This window comes from Methylobacterium sp. J-001 (assembly GCF_022829565.1).
Taxonomy (GTDB): domain Bacteria; phylum Pseudomonadota; class Alphaproteobacteria; order Rhizobiales; family Beijerinckiaceae; genus Methylobacterium.
The window spans coordinates 13594-28477 of sequence record NZ_JAKSYN010000209.1 but is presented as its reverse complement, the minus strand read 5'-3'; the positions used below and the strand labels follow the sequence as shown (position 1 = coordinate 28477).

The window sequence follows — 14884 nt, the reverse complement described above, 5'->3', positions numbered from 1 at the left end:
GGGTTTAAGCGTCCAACCAGGCCTGCTCGAAGGCTTGTTGGGTCCCGAGGGGGCCAGTCGTGTGGTCCTTGAGGCGCCGGTTGAACACGCTGACGTATTGCACGTCGATGAGCCAGATCATCGGGCTATCCTCCGCCAGGACCTGCTGGACCTTCTTGTAAAGCGCGGCGCGTTTCTCAGGGTCCAGCTCGCGCGCGCCCTCACCGAGCATCCGATCGACCTGGGGATTGCTGTAGAAGGTGTCGTTGACGAAGGTCACACCCTTGCGGATCTGGCTGGTGAGGAACTGCTTGTTCAACCCGTAGACCGGATCGACGCCCTGGCTGAGGAACGGCTCGTTCAGGTCGTAATCGTAGTTCGTGTAGACGCGCCGCAGCCAGGTCGCGGTGTCCTCCGAGCGGAGCGTCACGGCGATGCCCACGACGGCGAGCGCCTGCTTCAGGTACTCGGCCTGCCGCAGCCACTGCTCGCCGAAGGAGTTCACTTCCAGGTGCAGGGCGAAGCGGGTCCCGTCCGGGCCGCGCGGGGCGCCGGCCTCGTCGAGCAGCTTGTTGGCGATGTCCAGCCGGTCGGGCACATCGTACTGGCGCACGTCGTCGGTGTAGAGGCCGGCGGTCTTGAACTTGCGGCTGAGCGGGCCGGTGGCGGGCAGGCCGTAGCCGAACATCACGTCCTTCAGGATGACCTTGCGGTCGATGGCGTAGGCGATCGCCTGACGCACGTCCTTCTTCTGAAGATGCGGGTGACGGCCGTTCAGCTCCAGGACGCTCTGGGCCGGCGTCATCTCGTAGCCCTTGGTCGTGAGATCGAGGATCGGGTTGGTCTTCATCCGCGCGAGGTCGGCGTAGTTCACCGCGCTGTAGCCGGCGAAATGCGCCTCCCCCGCCTCCATGGCGGCCGAGCGCGTGGCGGCGTCCGGAATGAACCGGGCGACGATCCGGTTGAGATACGGCAGGCCGGGCTTCCAGTACTTCTCGTTGCGATCGAGGCGCACGAACTGGCCGCGCTCCCAGCTCGTGAACTTGAACGGGCCGGTTCCGATCGGCTTGTTGGCGCTGGGGTTCTGCAGGACATCCGTGCCCTCGAACACCGAGCGGCACAGGATCGGCAGGTCTCGCCCGGAGAGCGCCTTCATGATGTAGGGCGCCGGATTGGCGAGCCGCAGGATTGCGGTCATCGGGTCCGGCGTGTCGACAGCCACCAGCTCAGCCAGCATGACCGGCGCGATCGGATTGTACTTATTCAGGATCTCCATGAAGGAGTACTGCACATCGGCGCTGGTGAACGGCTTGCCGTTGTGGAAGGTCACACCGTCCTGAAGCTTGAACGTGATGGTCTTGCCGTCGGACGCGACCTCCCACGACTTCGCGAGGTTCGGCTGCGGGTTCTGGTCCCAGTCGTAGGTGCACAGTCCCTCGTAGACCTGCGTGGCGATCGGCGGGATGTTGCCCGCCGATACCGCGTAGTGCGCCAGGGTCGAGGGCTCTGGATGGACGATCATCACCATCGTCCCCCCGCGTTTCGGCTCGGCGGCGCGCGCGCCGCTCGCCGCGACTGCGAGGCCGAGGGGAAGCGCGAGAACCGTGCGGCGGGAGAGATCAGTCGTGTCGAACGTGCGGGACAAGCCGGAGGACTCCTGAACCATCCCTTCGATCAGCAACATGCATGCCATGCAGATTTTTGACGGACGGGTCATGACATCGTCAGACCATGGAGATATTTTTGTAGATGCGACCGATCGCCTTCGAGGGCCGGATAAACATTCTGAACATCTTTGCCATGGCCGGACGCGCTGCCGCGCGACCTTCGGGCCGAGCAGCGGGCACGACGAACCGCGCGGTTCAGCCGGCTCGTATCCGGTCCGCCCTCGGATGGCAGAGCGGCGACTCAAGTCACTGCAAAGCCACGAGGATCGCCTTCGGCACCTTGCAGATATACGTGTATTTCGGATTGACCATCTGCGTGCAGCGCGCCTCGGCGATTTGCGCGAGCAGCAGGTAACCGTCGGGCTCGGGGATGTTCCACTCATCCGCGAGCCAGTAGATCATGTCGGCGAAGGCGATGCGCATCGCATCCTCGAGCGGCCGTGCGCAGCCGAGCGTGCAGATGTGCGTGGGCGTCTCGATCCGCGGATGGCTGAGCCGCGCCGGTGCAGGCGCGAGGCTCACCCGCAGGGTCACGTTCGCACCGATCTCGATCGCCCCCATTCCGACCGCTTCGCCGTCGCCCTGGAGCGCGTGACAATCGCCGATGAAGAAATGCGCGCCGGGCTTCTCGACCCGCAGCATCACCGTGTTGCCGGTGGTGACCTCCTGAACGTCGAGATTGCCGCCATGCGTGCCGTTGTCGACCGTCAGGACCGCGCCGTGGACCGGCGCGACGCCGATGACGCCGGCCATCGGCTTCACCGGCAGCCGCAGCCGGTCGTTCCAGATCACATGGCCGTCCTGCACGTCGACGACTTTGGTGCGGATGCCCCATTCCTTGCGGCGGACCCAGTCCGGGAACATGCCGTGCCCCGGCCAGAGCGAGCTGTAGCCGCGCGGGCCGAGTTCCATGTCGAGGATCTCGACCTTCAGCATGTCGCCGGGTTGCGCGCCCGCGATCTCGATCGGGCCCGTCGCCCCGTTCACGAACGGGAAGGTGACGTCGGCCTCGGTCAGGTTCTGCCCCAGATCCTTGATGACGCCGTCGCCGATGTTGATCACGCACTCGACCGTGACGATCTCGCCTGGTGCGATCCTCGCTACGAAGGGCTCGTCGCCCGAGAGGGCGTACTTGATCGTTCCCTGCTTGCTGATGCGCTGCGTCACACTGGGCTCCTGGTGGCGTTGGTTTCGGGGGATGGCGCGGGTCAGAGATGATCCCGCCAGGGCATGAGGATCCGTTCGGCCCGGCCGACCAGGAAGGTCAGGACGAGGGCCAGCGCGATCGTGCCGACCAGCGCGGCGAAGACCTTCGGGATCGCGTAGAGGGAGCCCGCCTGGAAGATGGCGTGGCCCAGACCCACGGACGACGACATGAACTCGCCGACGATCGCGCCGATCAGCGCGAAGCCGACGGTGAGCTTCAGGCCGGCGAAGATGTCGGCAAGGCTCGACGGCACGACGAGCTTGGCGAAGATCTGCGGTTTCCGCGCGCCGAGGGTACGCAGGAGGTTGATCTGGTCCGGATCGACGCCTAGCGCGCCCTTGTAGGAGGTCACGAGGGCGACCACGACGACCGACAGCGTCGACATCGCGACCTTCGAGGCGAGACCCGTACCGAACCAGATGATGATGATCGGGGCGAGCGCGATGATCGGGATCGAGCCGATCGCGACGATGAAGGGCTGGACGACCCGCGAGACGAAGGTCGAGTACCAGAGCGACAGGCCGGCGAGCGTCCCCACGACATTGCCGATCAGGAATCCGAGCCCCGTCTCGAGGGCCGTGACGCCCGCGTCGCGCAGGAGCGTGCCGTCGGCGAGACCCTGCCAGAGGAACCGGCCGATCGCGGAGGGCGAGCCGAACAGGAACGACGCTTGCGGGTTCAGGCGCGTCTGCCATTCCCAGGCCGACAGCAGAGCCGCAAGAAGCGTGACCTGCACGAGCAGGACGAGCACGCCCGCCCGCAGGCGCGCATTGTCGCGCGGCGGGGCCTTCTGGCTCTCTCCAGCGATGGTTGCCGGTCCGGTCACAGCGTCCGACATCTCAGGACCTCGCGGCAGCACGGCTGATGCCAGGCCCGGCGCGGCCGAGCGTGGAGCGTGGGATGTCGAGATCGGCCCAGATCTGGCGGACGTAGTCGCCGAAACCGGTGCTCTCGCGGGCGCCGATCATGTCGTCGGGCGCGCAGTCGAGGTCGATCGTGTAGCTGGCCTTGACGGCGGTCGGCCGCCCGCTCAGCACGAGGACGCGATCGGCGATCGACACGGCTTCCTCGATGTCGTGCGTGATCAGGAGTGCGGACTTGGCCCCCTCGCGCACGAGCCGTACCGTGTCGGCCTCGATCAGCAGCTTCGTCTGGAAGTCGAGCGCCGCGAAGGGCTCGTCGAACAGCAGGACATCCGGATCGTTGATCAGGGTGCGGGCGAGCGCCACGCGCTGGCGCATGCCGCCCGACAGGGTCGCAGGATAGGCCCCGGCGAACCCGTGCAGGCCGAGCTGGTCGAGGAGCGCCCGCGCCCGTTCGTCGGCCTGCCCGCGCGGCATCCCGCGCAGTTCGGTCCCGAGCTTCACGTTGTCGAGGGCCGTGCGCCAGGGCAGCAGAAGGTCCTTCTGCAGCATGTAGCCGATCCCGCTCGGCGGCCGTCCGCGTCGGTCGAGGGGCGCGCCGTTCCAGAGGATGCGGCCCGAATCCACCGGCGTCAGACCGCAGACGGCATTGAGCAGCGTGGTCTTCCCGCAGCCCGAAGGCCCGACGATCGCCACGATCTCTCCGCGGGCGAGCGCGAAGGTGAGGTCGCCGACGACCGGCAGGAGGCGACCGCCCGTCCGATACGCCTTGGCGAGGCGCTCGACGGCGAGCGGAGGCACGGGGTGGGGCGCGGCGGGCGGGGGGCCTTCGGACATTGGGGCGCCGGTCAACCGGCGCGCTTCGCGGCCTTGTCGGCAAAGGTATTGTCGACGACCTGATCGAAGTTGAGCGTGCCCTTGATGTTGCCGAGATACTTCTGCATGCCCATCAGGCTTTCCCAGGCGTCCTTCTCGGTCACGACGGTTGAAGCCGGAATCTTATATTTCAACTCGGCCTCGATCGCCGCGTCCACGACCTCGCCCGGCAAATCCGGGAATTCCAGCCGCGCGACCTTCTTCGCGTAGTCGGGATCGCCGTAGGTCTTGCGCCCGGCTTCCTCGAAGGCCGTTACCAGAGCCTGCACGGTCTCGGGATCCTTCTGGATCGTGCCGGGCAGCACCATGATCCCCGTGTTGCAGAAAGGTCCGACGTAGTTCGAGAAATCGAACACGATCCTGGCGCCCTGCGCCACCGCCTGCGCCACGCCGGGCTGATAGGCGACCGCGATGTCGGCCGCACCCGCGAGCATAGCGGCGATCTCGGTTCCGGGGCTCACCGGCACGATCGTCGCGTCGGTGCCGAGCTTCATGCCGTTGCTCGCGAGGAGCCGCTTGGTGACGCTGAAGTTGGTGTTGGGCTCCGGCGAGGTGGCGATCCGCTTGCCCTTGAAGCCCTTCGGGTCGGTGAAGGGCTCGACCGTCTTCGAGACCGCGAAGTAGTGGGCCCGCTGAACGACGGTGCCGACGACCATCCCGGGGCCGCCGTTCTCGCGCGAGATCACCACCATCGTGGGATCGCCGATGGCGAAATCCGCCGAGCCGCCCAGCACGGCCGCGAAGGTCTGCGTGTCGCCGCCGGCGGCGCTCACCTGCATGGCAAGGCCGTTCTTCTCGAAGATGCCGGCGTGAATCCCAACGTAGAGGTTTATGTAGCCCAGGTTGTGGACGGCCTCGCTGAAACGGACCGTCTTGAGGCCCGCGGCGCGTGCGGCCATCGGCGCACCGACCGCCAGGCCGGCCATGCCTTTCAGGATCGAGCGCCGATGGAGCAGGGGCGACCAGGATGGGGGCATGCGAACTCCGTGAACAGCGACGAGGCGATGGGTCGACAGCCGAACACGCGCAATCGCGCACGGACAAGATCGCACGATTTCAGCCGACGGCCACTATTCTAAGCAAGTTGGCTGCCAGACCACGCGATTGTTCGCCGAAATAAAGCGTTCTTCGAGCTTAGATCTGCTCGGCATGCGCGGGATGCATCACGTCTGTCCGAGAGTTGACGCAGATGAGGCGCCCGGTACGCCGCTCCGGCGCGTTCGACGTGCATCGGTGCCCGCAGCGTCAGCACGACGGTCCGGTCGTCCACGGCCTCGAGGCCGGTAGTCACGTCCATGAGCCGGCCGCCCAGAGCACCGCGGGCCGCCCAGCGCTTCAGCGAGGCGACGCAGTCGGCGGCCCGGACGGGCGCCCCATCGTGGAAGCGCAGCCCGTCGCGCAGGGTGAAGCGCCACGTCAGCCGGTCATCCGACACCGACCACGTGTCGACCATCTGCGGCCGGAACACGCCCGTGCGTCCGGCGCGAACAGCGTGTCGTAGACCATGTAGCCGAAGGTCCGCGTGATGTAAGCCGTGGTGAAGTAGGGGTCGAGGGTGACGATCTCGGCCTCCAGCACCGCCTTCACCGTCGTTTCCGCGCGGCCGGAGATCGGCGCAAGCAGCGCCGCGGCCGCGAGCAGGCCGCAAAACCAGGATCGTCTCATTGCGCATTCACCCTTTGCCCTGAGCCGGTAGGCAAACGGGATACCAAGCTGAGCACGCGCCTGGCGTATGAGCCGAGGCACCGGCATGGATGATGCAGGGCCTGTGCACCTTCGAGGCGCTCACACGGTCCAGGGAAACGCATGGCCTCCGCGAGCGGACGGGTTCTCACGGGCGCGGAGGTGAAGGCGCTGTCGCAGCGTTCGGACGGGCGCGGTGCCATCCGCCTCGGCGCGCATCTCCTGATGCTGGCCGGGGCCGGCTGGCTGGTCTGGTGCTCGGGACCCTGGACGCTGCTGCCCGCCATGCTGCTGCTGGGCATCGTGCAATCGGCCCTGTTCGCGCCGATCCACAAGACCGTCCACCTGACCGCCTTCCACTCGCGCAGGGCCAATGCGGTCGTCGGTTGGCTGGTGGCCTGCCCGTCGCTGCTGAACTGGCACTTCTACACGGCCTTCCACTTTGCCCACCATCGCCACACCCAGGATCCCGAGCGGGATCCGGAACTCGCGCTGATGCCGCCCTCCACCCTGGACGCCTATGTCTGGCGCGTGCTGGCGCTGCCCTACTGGCGAACCCGCCTGCAGGTGGCCTCAGCCGGCCTGCACGGCGGCCTCTCGGCCTACCCGTTCATCACCGATCGCGCCGCGCCCCGCATCATCCGCTCGATCCGGTCGATGTGCGCAGTCCTGTTCGCCGGCGCGGCCCTCGCCGTGGTTCTGGTCGGCTGGTGGGCGCCCCTGATCTTCTGGATCGGGCCGCAGCTTCTGGGACAGCCGTTCCTGCGGCTTTACCTGCTCGCCGAGCATACGCTCTGCGCGATGGATGACAACGGCCTGACCAACACGCGCACGACCTTGACCAACGGGCTCATGCGGCTCCTCATGTGGAACATGCCGTTCCACACCGAGCACCACCTCTACCCGTCGATCCCGTTCCACCGCCTGCCGGATGCCCACGCGGCGATGCGCGCGCGGCTCGGCGTGTTGCAGCGGGGCTATGCTCGCTGGCATGTCGGCTTCGTGCGGACGTTGCGCCCGTGAGCGGCTGGGCGATGGCCACCGGAACCTTCGAACTCGGGGACCTGTCCCTTCAGTCGGGCGCGGTGCTGCCGGGTGCGCAGCTGCGCTGGAAGACGCACGGGACCCTGTCGCCCGGGCGCGACAACGTCGTGCTCTACCCGACGAGCTACGCGGCCCAGCATCCGGACCTCGAATGGCTGATCGGCCCCGACGGGGTGCTCGATTCCGGCCGCTGGTTCATCGTCATCCCGGACATGTTCGGCAACGGCCTGTCGTCGAGCCCGTCGAATACGCCGAACTGGCCCGGCCTCGTCACCGCCTGGGACAACGTTTACGCGCAGCGCCGCCTGCTTGCCGAGACCTGGGGGATCGCGCGCCTGCACGCTGTCTACGGCTGGTCCATGGGGGCGCAGCAGGCCTATCACTGGGCGGCCCTGTTTCCCGAGCGGGTCGGCCGCGCGGTGATCAATTGTGGCAGCGCGCGGACCGCCACCCACAACCGCGTGTTCCTGAAGGGCCTCATGGCGGTGCTGGAAGCGGCGCCGGAGCATCACGGCGCAGGCCGCTTCTCGGCCGAGCCGATTGCCGCCCTCCAAGCCTTCGGGCGCATCTATGCGGGATGGGCGCTCAGCCAGGACTTCTACCGGGCGGATCTGCACCGGACCGCGCTCGGCGCCCCGGATCTCGACACCTTCCTGCGCACCGACTGGGAGGAGCGCTTCGCCCGCCGTCCCGCGGCCGATCTCTATGCGCAGCTCTGCACCTGGGAGGCGGGCGACATCAGCCGCGACCCGCGCTACGGCGGTGACCTCACCCGGGTGCTCAACGCGATCACGGCCCGGCTGCTGCTGATGCCGGGCGAGACCGATCTCTACTTCCGCGTCGCCGACAACGCTGCCGAGCTGCCGCACCTGCGCGATGCCGTCCTGCAGCCGATCCCGAGCATCTGGGGCCATCGCGCCAGCAACCCGTCGACCAACCCGGCCGATGCCGCCTTCCTGCGCGAGACCGTGCGGGCGTTCCTCGCCTCGGCTAAAACCGACGCGCCCTGAGCATCGCGCTTTCGCCGTTGCGGAAAACCCGGCCGGGGCGTGCGCGTTGAACGGTCAGGCGCCCCGCGCGTCGTGCGATCGTACAGAGGACCCGATGGAATACAGGCAATTCGGACGCTCGGGCCTCACCGTGCCAGTGCTTAGCTTCGGCACCGGCACGTTCGGGGGGACGAACGAATTCTTCCAGCGCTGGGGGCAGACGGACGTGTCCGAGGCGACCCGCATGGTCGATCTGTGCCTCGATTCCGGCGTTAGCTTCTTCGACACGGCCGACATCTATTCGGCGGGCGCCTCGGAGGAGATCCTGGGGCAGGCCCTCAAGGGGAAGCGCCAGCGGGCGCTGATCTCGACCAAGGCGACGTTCCGCTTCAACGACGACCTGAATCAGGTCGGGTCCTCGCGCTATCACCTGATCCGCGCCTGCGAGGCCAGCCTGAAGCGGCTCGGCACCGACCATATCGACGTCTACTTCATGCACGGCTTCGACGCGCTCACGCCCGTCGAGGAGACTTTGCGCGCCCTCGACGATCTCACCCGCTCGGGCAAGATCGGCTACATCGGCGCGTCGAACTTCTCGGGCTGGCAGCTCATGAAGGCGCTCGCGACCTCGGAGCGCTACGGGCTCGCCCGCTACGTCGCCTACCAGGGCTACTATTCCCTGATCGGCCGGCACTACGAGTGGGAGCTGATGCCCCTCGGGATCGACCAGGGCGTCGGCCTGATGGTGTGGAGCCCGCTCGGATGGGGCCGCCTGACCGGCAAGATCCGCCGGGGCCAACAGAACCAGAGCGGCCGCATCGCGGCGGGCGGTGCCGAGGGCGGACCGCCGGTCTCCGACGAGTATCTCTTCGGCGTCGTGGATGCCCTCGACGCCGTGGCGGCCGAGACCGGCAAGACCGTGGCGCAGGTGGCGCTCAACTGGCTGCTGACCCGTCCGACCGTGTGCAACATCGTGGTCGGCGCACGCACGGAGGAGCAGCTGAAGCAGAACCTCGGCGCCCTGGGTTGGGCGCTGACGCCCGAGCAGGTGGCACGCCTCGACGCGGCGAGCTGGGAGACGCCGATCTACCCCTACTGGCACCAGAAGGGATTCGACGAGCGCAACCCGAAGCCGACGACTTGGTAGAGAGCGCTGACAGTGGCTGTGCGCGGTGCATGGGCGGGGTCCACCCTGGCGGGGGGCGTGCCAACCAATGGTGCAGTCAGCCGCCTTCGGGCGGTACCGGGCGGTACCGGGCGGGATAAAGCAGCGCGTCGCCATCGCCCGGGTGATCGCCGACGAGGCTGAGGTGGTGCTGACGGACGAGATCTTCGGGGCGCTCGACTCCAAGACGCGAGCGCCTGCAAGACGAGCCGCTCCATCTCTGGTCCCGCACCGGGCTGACGATCCTGTCGGCACCCACGCCGTCGAGGAGGCGATATTCTTGGCCGGCCGCGGCGTGATGATGTCGCCCGGCCCCGGCCGGACCGAGACGATCTATCCGGTGGACCAGCCCCAGTAGCGCGATGTGGCGAGCTTGGCCGTCAGCGACTTGCGCCGGATGGGCACGGCCCCCGACCCAACCGGACGACCGCCCCTACGCCCTGGCGAAGGCCCGCCGCATCGTCCCGGACCGCTCCGGGTGGCCGGTGACGACGGGCGCGTGATCGAGAGGGAGGTCCAGGCTCTGCCGCCGGCCGCAATTCCAGAACCGCTCGCGATCGGCGCTCTCCGGCTCTTCGACGGGGCTGCGCCAAAGGTCTTCGCGGTGGAGGCTGCCGTCGCCGGGGCGGTCGACACCACGCGGTGCGGCGGCTGGCGCCGCAACATAGCCAGCCGTGCCGCGACATCACTGATTTGGCGATGTCGAAACCCATGACTTCCGGAGTCGACAATGTCTGTCTCTGAGGCGTCCGCACGTATCCAGTAACGTCCGCTTACGAGGCGTTGTCACGGCCGGCTCGATGACCGCAATGGGCGCATTGCGGAACGTCCGGTTTCTTTAGTTGCGTCACGGCTTGATTCGGGCTCCCATTGACCTCGACACGCCGAAGTAGCGGAAGAGCCGTTCAAATTATCGCGCCACCTCAATGACATACGTGTTCGCAGTTTTATTCCAACTGGCGCGCCAACGGCGCGGCGAACATCGGACATGGCTGTCTCGACCGCTCCGGTCACCCCTCCGCTCCCGAAGGCGTGCGTGCGCCGCTCTGCCCCGCGGCCGCGACGTGGCGGAGATCGGCGATCGTCGCCCGGGCGGTGTCGAGGGCGATGGAGACGGCCGACATCGTGGCGGCGTCAGGCGCCCGCTCGCGGGCGTAGCGGACCGCGTCGCCGGCCAGGCGCTCGACCTCGCGGGTGAGATCGGCGATCGCCGCCGGGTCCCGGATGGCCCGGGCCTGCTCGGTGATCGCCAGAAGGCGCTCGACGATCTCGTCGATGTGCTCCCGGCGCAGGCCGGCCAGGCGCTGCCGGATCCAGGCCAGGATCGAGACCAGGCCGCCGGCCAGCGCGCCGAGCAGGTAGAGCGTGTCACCGTAGCGCTCGACGAAGCCATGCTGTTCGCGCTCGTAATAGTCGAGCGCCCCCGGATGGATCGGGATCCGGGCGCTGGTCGCCGCCACCGTGGTCTCGTAGGCGGGGGCCTGGACGTAGTCGGCGGCCTCGGTGGCGTGGCCGGCTTCCGTGCGCTTCTCGAACAGCTGCTGGGTCATGTCGGCTGCCATCGCGCGGCTCAGGGAGGCGCGGGCCATCAGGCGATAGGAGGCGCCCACCGTCTTCACGTCGTCCGCCGGCAATTTCGGCCGGCCGCCGAACAGGCCGCCGGGGATGGTCACGGCCTGGAGCTTGGGGAAGCGCTCGATCACCGCGTCGTCGTCCTCGACGGCGACGAACTCGACCTTGCCGCCCCGGGCCACCGAGCGGACCGCCGCCACCAGAGCGAGGGCCTTTGGGGCGGAGGGCGCGATGATGCTGATGAAGGCGTCGATCCGCTTCTCGCGGATCGCCCCCGCCACAGCATCCTCCGCCACCGGCACGAGCACGACGGCGCGGTCGCCGGGGCCGCCCCCCGTCCCCGGCTCCAGGCTCAGGCCGTAATAACCCAGGACGCTCTTGAGCAGCCAGATATCCGCGTCCCGGTGGCCGCCGATGCCGAGCCGCTTGCCCGCCAGGTGCGGGAAATCCTTGATGCCGGCCTGCTCGGGCGAGGCGATGATCATCGCCTGGTCGCGCAGGATCGCCAGGGTGAGGCCGTTGGTCGGCAGCAGGACGTCGGGCCGCACCACCGCCAGGTCGGCGCGCCCGTCCTGCAGGGCGGCGGCGCTCTCGCGCACGTCGTCGAAATCGAGGATCTTGAGGCGCAGGCCGGTGCTGCCGGATTCCAGCGCGTTCGCGTAGGCCCGGATCAGGCCGGGCTCGGTCCCGTCCCGGGGGGCGACCGCGACGATCAGTACCGTTGCCTGCAGGAGATACCAGGCAAGGAGGGCGGCAGCGGCCAGGAGCGCGACGGCGCCGGCCAGCAGGGTCTCACGGCGCAGCAGCCAGGACAGGGCGGTGGGCATCGGCCTCTCGGTGGGTCACGTCCGCGCCCAGGGCGCAGCTGGGAGGAACGGCTACAACGCCATCGCGGGGGCAGGAGCGACGTCGCGGAGACGGGCCGGTGCCGGCCCGGTCTGCGCCGGGGGCTCGACCGAAAAATACGCCATCGGCTCCCGGCGGCCGCGCAGGGGCTCGCGGCTGACCTCCCGCCAGGTCGCGGTCACCGAGCTGGCCGCGTGCCGGACGGCCTCCGAGGCCAGGATCGGAACGCCGTGGACCTTGGTCGCCTGCTCCAGGCGGGCAGCCACGTTCACGGTGTCGCCCAGGACGGTGAACTCGTAGCGCGCCTCCTCGCCGATGATCCCGCTGAACACCTCGCCACAATGGAGCCCGACCCCGATCTGCACCGTGGCGTCGTACTCGCCCTTGAGGTTCCAGCGGGCGATGACCGCGACCAGATCCGTGGCGAAGGCCACCGCCCGGGCGGCGTCGTCGGCTTGCGCCTCGGGCAGGCCGAACACCACCAGGGCGCCGTCGCCGATGAACTTGTCGACGACGCCGTTATGCAGCCGGGCCACGCGCATCACCCTCCGCCGGAACGCCGACAGGAAGGCCGAGAGCTGCTGCGGATCCAGGCGCTCGGCCAGGGCGGTGGAGCCGCGCATGTCGACGAAAGCGATGACCGCCTGCTGCCGCCGGCCGGCCCGCAGGCTGCCATCGTCGTCGGCCAGGCGCGAGACCAGCTCCTGGGGCAGAAAGCGGGACAGCCGGCGGCGGCGCCCGGCCTCCCGCATGGCCGAGACGGCAAACAGGATCAACACCAGGACGAGCCCCGCCAGGGCTGCCCAGATCAGCAGCGCGATCCGGGAGACTGCCGCCTCGCGCTGCTCCATCAGGGACGATTCCTGGGCCTCCATGCGGCGCACGACGGTGCGGATCTCGTCCATCAGGCGGCGCCCGCTTCCCTCGCGGACGAGGGTGCGGCTCGCCTCGGTGTCGCCGCTCCGGTGCAGGTCGATGGTGGCGCCGAGCTCGCCGAGTTTGTCCCGGATCAGCAGGATCAGGCCGTCGAGTTCGGCGCGCTGGCTGTCGTCGTCCCGGAGCAGATCGTTCAGCCGGGTGATCTCGCCGTTGACCTTGGACCGCCCATTTCGGAACGGCGGCAAAAAATTCTCGTCCTCGGTCAGCAGGTAGCCGCGCTGCCCGGTCTCGGCGTCCTGGACCGCCGAGAGCACCCGGCCGAGGCGGCCCTCGACCGCCAGGGCGTGACGGACGGCCTCGCTGCCGCGCTGCTGATAGACGGAGGCGCCCACCGCGATGCCCAGCATCGCCAGGATCACCGCGAGGCCGGCGATCATGCGGTCGACGGTCTTCGAGCGTGCGGGCAGATGCTCGATCACGTCCAGCGTGACCGAGACGTCCCGACGATTCCGGCGGCCGAGGCCGCTGGCCGGGTGGGCTGGCGCATGATCGCACTCTGCGCCGCGGGCACAGCGATCTCCTGTCTCAAAGGGTGGCGGCGGATGATCCGGAACGAGCCGACATGTGGGAGTGCCAGCACAAAAGACGGCTCCGGCGTTTGTTCCAGACCTCGCGGGTAAACATCACGGACGAAAGCGGTTTTCGGTCCGTGCTGCCGCAATCGTGATCCGATGTGCCCGCCCCCGCCGGATCCGTGTCATCGGGGCCATGCGCTCTGGACCGTACCCTCCCCCGGGACACTACAGGCCGAACATGCTCTGGGTCGGGGCGTGCAGCGTGAAGGCGTGACCTTCGTCGATCCAGCCGGTGCCGGCGTGGCCCTGCTCGATATAGGTGATCTCCGCGGCGCTGGACGCGTAGTAGTGGCGGCCGCTCTCGGTGTTGACGAAGCGCTCGATGTTCATCGCGGCCGATCCGGCCGCGGAGGGATCGCTGTAAGCCTCGAAGGCGACGCCGTCGTAGCGGTAGCCCGAACCGGAGCCGATCAGGCCGTCCCGTTCCGCCGCGCTGGCGGTGTAGAAATGGTCGCCGGTCGCCGCGTTGGTGAAGTGGAATACGTCCTCGGTGCCGACGGATCCGGTGGGGGCGGCCCAGCCGACCCCCTGATACGCGTAGGCCGGCTGGGACGTCTTGATCGCGTCCCGCTCCGCCGTGCTGGCCGTGTAGAGATGCTGGCCGGTGGACGCATCGTAGAAATGGAAGACCGGCTCCAGGCTCGCGCTCGTGCCGGTGTTCGGGTTCGCCTGGTAGGCGCGCAGGTAGTCGATGTTCATCTGGGCCGGGAACGGCGTCGACGCGTCGGCATCGCCCGGCCATGTCCCGCCGATCGCCAAGTTGGCGATCATGTACATGGGCTTGTCCAGGCTGGCGGGGGTGGGCGTGCGATAGACCTCCTGGCCGTCGAAGTAGAAGGCCAGGCTGTCCGGCCCCCAATCGACCCCGTAGGTGTGGAAGCCGTTGCTCATGTCGGCGACGTGCGACACGCCCTGGCTCACCGTGTGGTCGCCGGGGGTCTGGCCGGGCGCCAAGCTGTGCACGGTCGTGTAGAGCGTGCCGGGATCGTGCCCGAGCATCTCCATCACGTCGATCTCCGGGGGCCAGGAGCCGTCCTGCGACAGCAGCCAGAAGGCCGGCCACACCCCCTGCCCGGCCGGCAGCTCGGCCCGCATCTCGAAGTAGCCGTAGGTCTGGCTGAAGCTGTGGGAGGTGTTGATCATCCCCGACGTGTAGGGCTGGCCGCCGAGCTCCGAGAGCAGCGACGGGTCCGACGGCGCCGCCGTGATGGACAGGACGCCGTTATGGACGCTGAACGGGTTCGGCAGCGCCGCGGCACTCCCATCCGTGGGATGATCGGCCCGGACGTACCACTCCTGCTCCTGGTTGAACGGCCGCGTTCCGGTTGCGGTGACGTAGCTCCCCCATTGCGGGCCGCCCGCCGTGTCGAGGCCCGATGTCCCGTTCCAGAGGTCGAGGGTGTTGAACTCGGCGCTGTAGGTGAGGGTCGCGGTCTGGGCGAGGTTGTTCGGGTCGATCGGCATCGGGGCTGGCCTGTC

The 14884-nt window shown here is 68.4% G+C and carries 15 protein-coding genes; 5 read left to right on the top strand and 10 right to left on the bottom strand.

The features are described 5' to 3' along the window. Nucleotides 1-4: 4 nt before the first annotated feature. The 7 genes from MKK65_RS27290 to MKK65_RS27260 all read right to left on the bottom strand — a co-directional run bounded on the left by MKK65_RS27290 (nt 5) and on the right by MKK65_RS27260 (nt 6257). Nucleotides 5-1624 carry an ABC transporter substrate-binding protein gene (locus MKK65_RS27290; protein WP_243961263.1) on the bottom strand — a complete coding sequence of 540 codons (1620 nt, stop codon included), beginning with the start codon at nt 1622-1624 and terminating at the stop codon, nt 5-7. A 268-nt stretch (nt 1625-1892) separates the two neighbouring features. Next, on the bottom strand, nt 1893-2813 hold the full coding sequence (locus MKK65_RS27285) for an acetamidase/formamidase family protein (protein WP_243961262.1): 921 nt from the start codon (nt 2811-2813) through the stop codon (nt 1893-1895). Nucleotides 2814-2854: 41 nt separating this feature from the next. Further along, a complete protein-coding gene (locus MKK65_RS27280; RefSeq protein ID WP_243961261.1) occupies nt 2855-3691 on the bottom strand; it encodes an ABC transporter permease in 837 nt (278 codons plus the stop codon). 1 nt (nt 3692) lies between these two features. Beyond that, nucleotides 3693-4553, bottom strand: coding sequence for an ABC transporter ATP-binding protein (locus tag MKK65_RS27275; protein ID WP_243961260.1), 861 nt, complete (start codon nt 4551-4553; stop codon nt 3693-3695). 11 nt (nt 4554-4564) lie between these two features. Beyond that, on the bottom strand, nt 4565-5569 hold the full coding sequence (locus tag MKK65_RS27270; protein WP_243961259.1) for an ABC transporter substrate-binding protein: 1005 nt from the start codon (nt 5567-5569) through the stop codon (nt 4565-4567). Between the two features lie 98 nt (nt 5570-5667). Next, nucleotides 5668-6045, bottom strand: coding sequence for an ABC transporter substrate-binding protein (locus MKK65_RS27265; protein ID WP_243961285.1), 378 nt, complete (start codon nt 6043-6045; stop codon nt 5668-5670). Further along, nucleotides 6009-6257 (bottom strand): hypothetical protein, encoded by a 249-nt coding sequence (locus MKK65_RS27260; RefSeq protein ID WP_243961258.1) that lies wholly within the window; start codon nt 6255-6257, stop codon nt 6009-6011. The genes MKK65_RS27265 and MKK65_RS27260 overlap by 37 nt, the downstream gene beginning before the upstream one ends. A 141-nt stretch (nt 6258-6398) precedes the next feature. Here MKK65_RS27260 and MKK65_RS27255 point away from each other — a divergent pair, with 141 nt between their 5' ends. The 5 genes from MKK65_RS27255 (at nt 6399) to MKK65_RS31615 (ending at nt 10188) form a co-directional block, all read left to right on the top strand. After that, nucleotides 6399-7298: a fatty acid desaturase gene (locus MKK65_RS27255; RefSeq protein WP_243961257.1), complete on the top strand. Its 900-nt coding sequence runs from the start codon at nt 6399-6401 to the stop codon at nt 7296-7298. Continuing rightward, a complete protein-coding gene (locus tag MKK65_RS27250) occupies nt 7295-8329 on the top strand; it encodes an alpha/beta fold hydrolase (RefSeq protein ID WP_243961256.1) in 1035 nt (344 codons plus the stop codon). Before MKK65_RS27255 ends, MKK65_RS27250 begins: the two co-directional genes overlap by 4 nt. Nucleotides 8330-8423: 94 nt before the next feature. Next, the gene (locus MKK65_RS27245) at nt 8424-9455 is read left to right on the top strand and encodes an aldo/keto reductase (protein ID WP_243961255.1); all 1032 of its coding nucleotides are present in this window, start codon (nt 8424-8426) and stop codon (nt 9453-9455) included. Nucleotides 9456-9522: 67 nt separating this feature from the next. Beyond that, nucleotides 9523-9831 (top strand): hypothetical protein, encoded by a 309-nt coding sequence (locus tag MKK65_RS31310; protein WP_279596992.1) that lies wholly within the window; start codon nt 9523-9525, stop codon nt 9829-9831. A 39-nt stretch (nt 9832-9870) separates the two neighbouring features. Beyond that, nucleotides 9871-10188: a hypothetical protein gene (locus MKK65_RS31615; RefSeq protein ID WP_409565503.1), complete on the top strand. Its 318-nt coding sequence runs from the start codon at nt 9871-9873 to the stop codon at nt 10186-10188. Between the two features lie 295 nt (nt 10189-10483). Here the strand turns inward: MKK65_RS31615 and MKK65_RS27235 are convergent, their stop codons facing one another. The 3 genes from MKK65_RS27235 to MKK65_RS27225 all read right to left on the bottom strand — a co-directional run bounded on the left by MKK65_RS27235 (nt 10484) and on the right by MKK65_RS27225 (nt 14869). Further along, entirely contained in the window at nt 10484-11872 is a 1389-nt protein-coding gene (locus tag MKK65_RS27235) for a TAXI family TRAP transporter solute-binding subunit (RefSeq protein WP_243961254.1), read from the bottom strand. A 51-nt stretch (nt 11873-11923) separates the two neighbouring features. After that, a complete protein-coding gene (locus MKK65_RS27230; protein ID WP_243961252.1) occupies nt 11924-13249 on the bottom strand; it encodes a CHASE3 domain-containing protein in 1326 nt (441 codons plus the stop codon). Nucleotides 13250-13570: 321 nt separating this feature from the next. Beyond that, entirely contained in the window at nt 13571-14869 is a 1299-nt protein-coding gene (locus tag MKK65_RS27225) for a family 16 glycosylhydrolase (protein WP_243961251.1), read from the bottom strand. Nucleotides 14870-14884: the final 15 nt, after the last annotated feature.

Excerpts from the sequence above, each read along its gene's own strand:
- MKK65_RS27265 (WP_243961285.1), bottom strand. The coding sequence starts at position 6,045 with ATGGTCGACACGTGGTCGGTGTCGGATGACCGGCTGACGTGGCGCTTC.
- MKK65_RS27270 (WP_243961259.1), bottom strand. The coding sequence starts at position 5,569 with ATGCCCCCATCCTGGTCGCCCCTGCTCCATCGGCGCTCGATCCTGAAA.
- MKK65_RS27280 (WP_243961261.1), bottom strand. The coding sequence starts at position 3,691 with ATGTCGGACGCTGTGACCGGACCGGCAACCATCGCTGGAGAGAGCCAG.
- MKK65_RS27225 (WP_243961251.1), bottom strand. The coding sequence starts at position 14,869 with ATGCCGATCGACCCGAACAACCTCGCCCAGACCGCGACCCTCACCTAC.
- MKK65_RS27245 (WP_243961255.1), top strand. The coding sequence starts at position 8,424 with ATGGAATACAGGCAATTCGGACGCTCGGGCCTCACCGTGCCAGTGCTT.
- MKK65_RS27255 (WP_243961257.1), top strand. The coding sequence starts at position 6,399 with ATGGCCTCCGCGAGCGGACGGGTTCTCACGGGCGCGGAGGTGAAGGCG.
- MKK65_RS31615 (WP_409565503.1), top strand. The coding sequence starts at position 9,871 with ATGGGCACGGCCCCCGACCCAACCGGACGACCGCCCCTACGCCCTGGC.
- MKK65_RS27235 (WP_243961254.1), bottom strand. The coding sequence starts at position 11,872 with ATGCCCACCGCCCTGTCCTGGCTGCTGCGCCGTGAGACCCTGCTGGCC.
- MKK65_RS27275 (WP_243961260.1), bottom strand. The coding sequence starts at position 4,553 with ATGTCCGAAGGCCCCCCGCCCGCCGCGCCCCACCCCGTGCCTCCGCTC.
- MKK65_RS27260 (WP_243961258.1), bottom strand. The coding sequence starts at position 6,257 with ATGAGACGATCCTGGTTTTGCGGCCTGCTCGCGGCCGCGGCGCTGCTT.
- MKK65_RS31310 (WP_279596992.1), top strand. The coding sequence starts at position 9,523 with ATGGTGCAGTCAGCCGCCTTCGGGCGGTACCGGGCGGTACCGGGCGGG.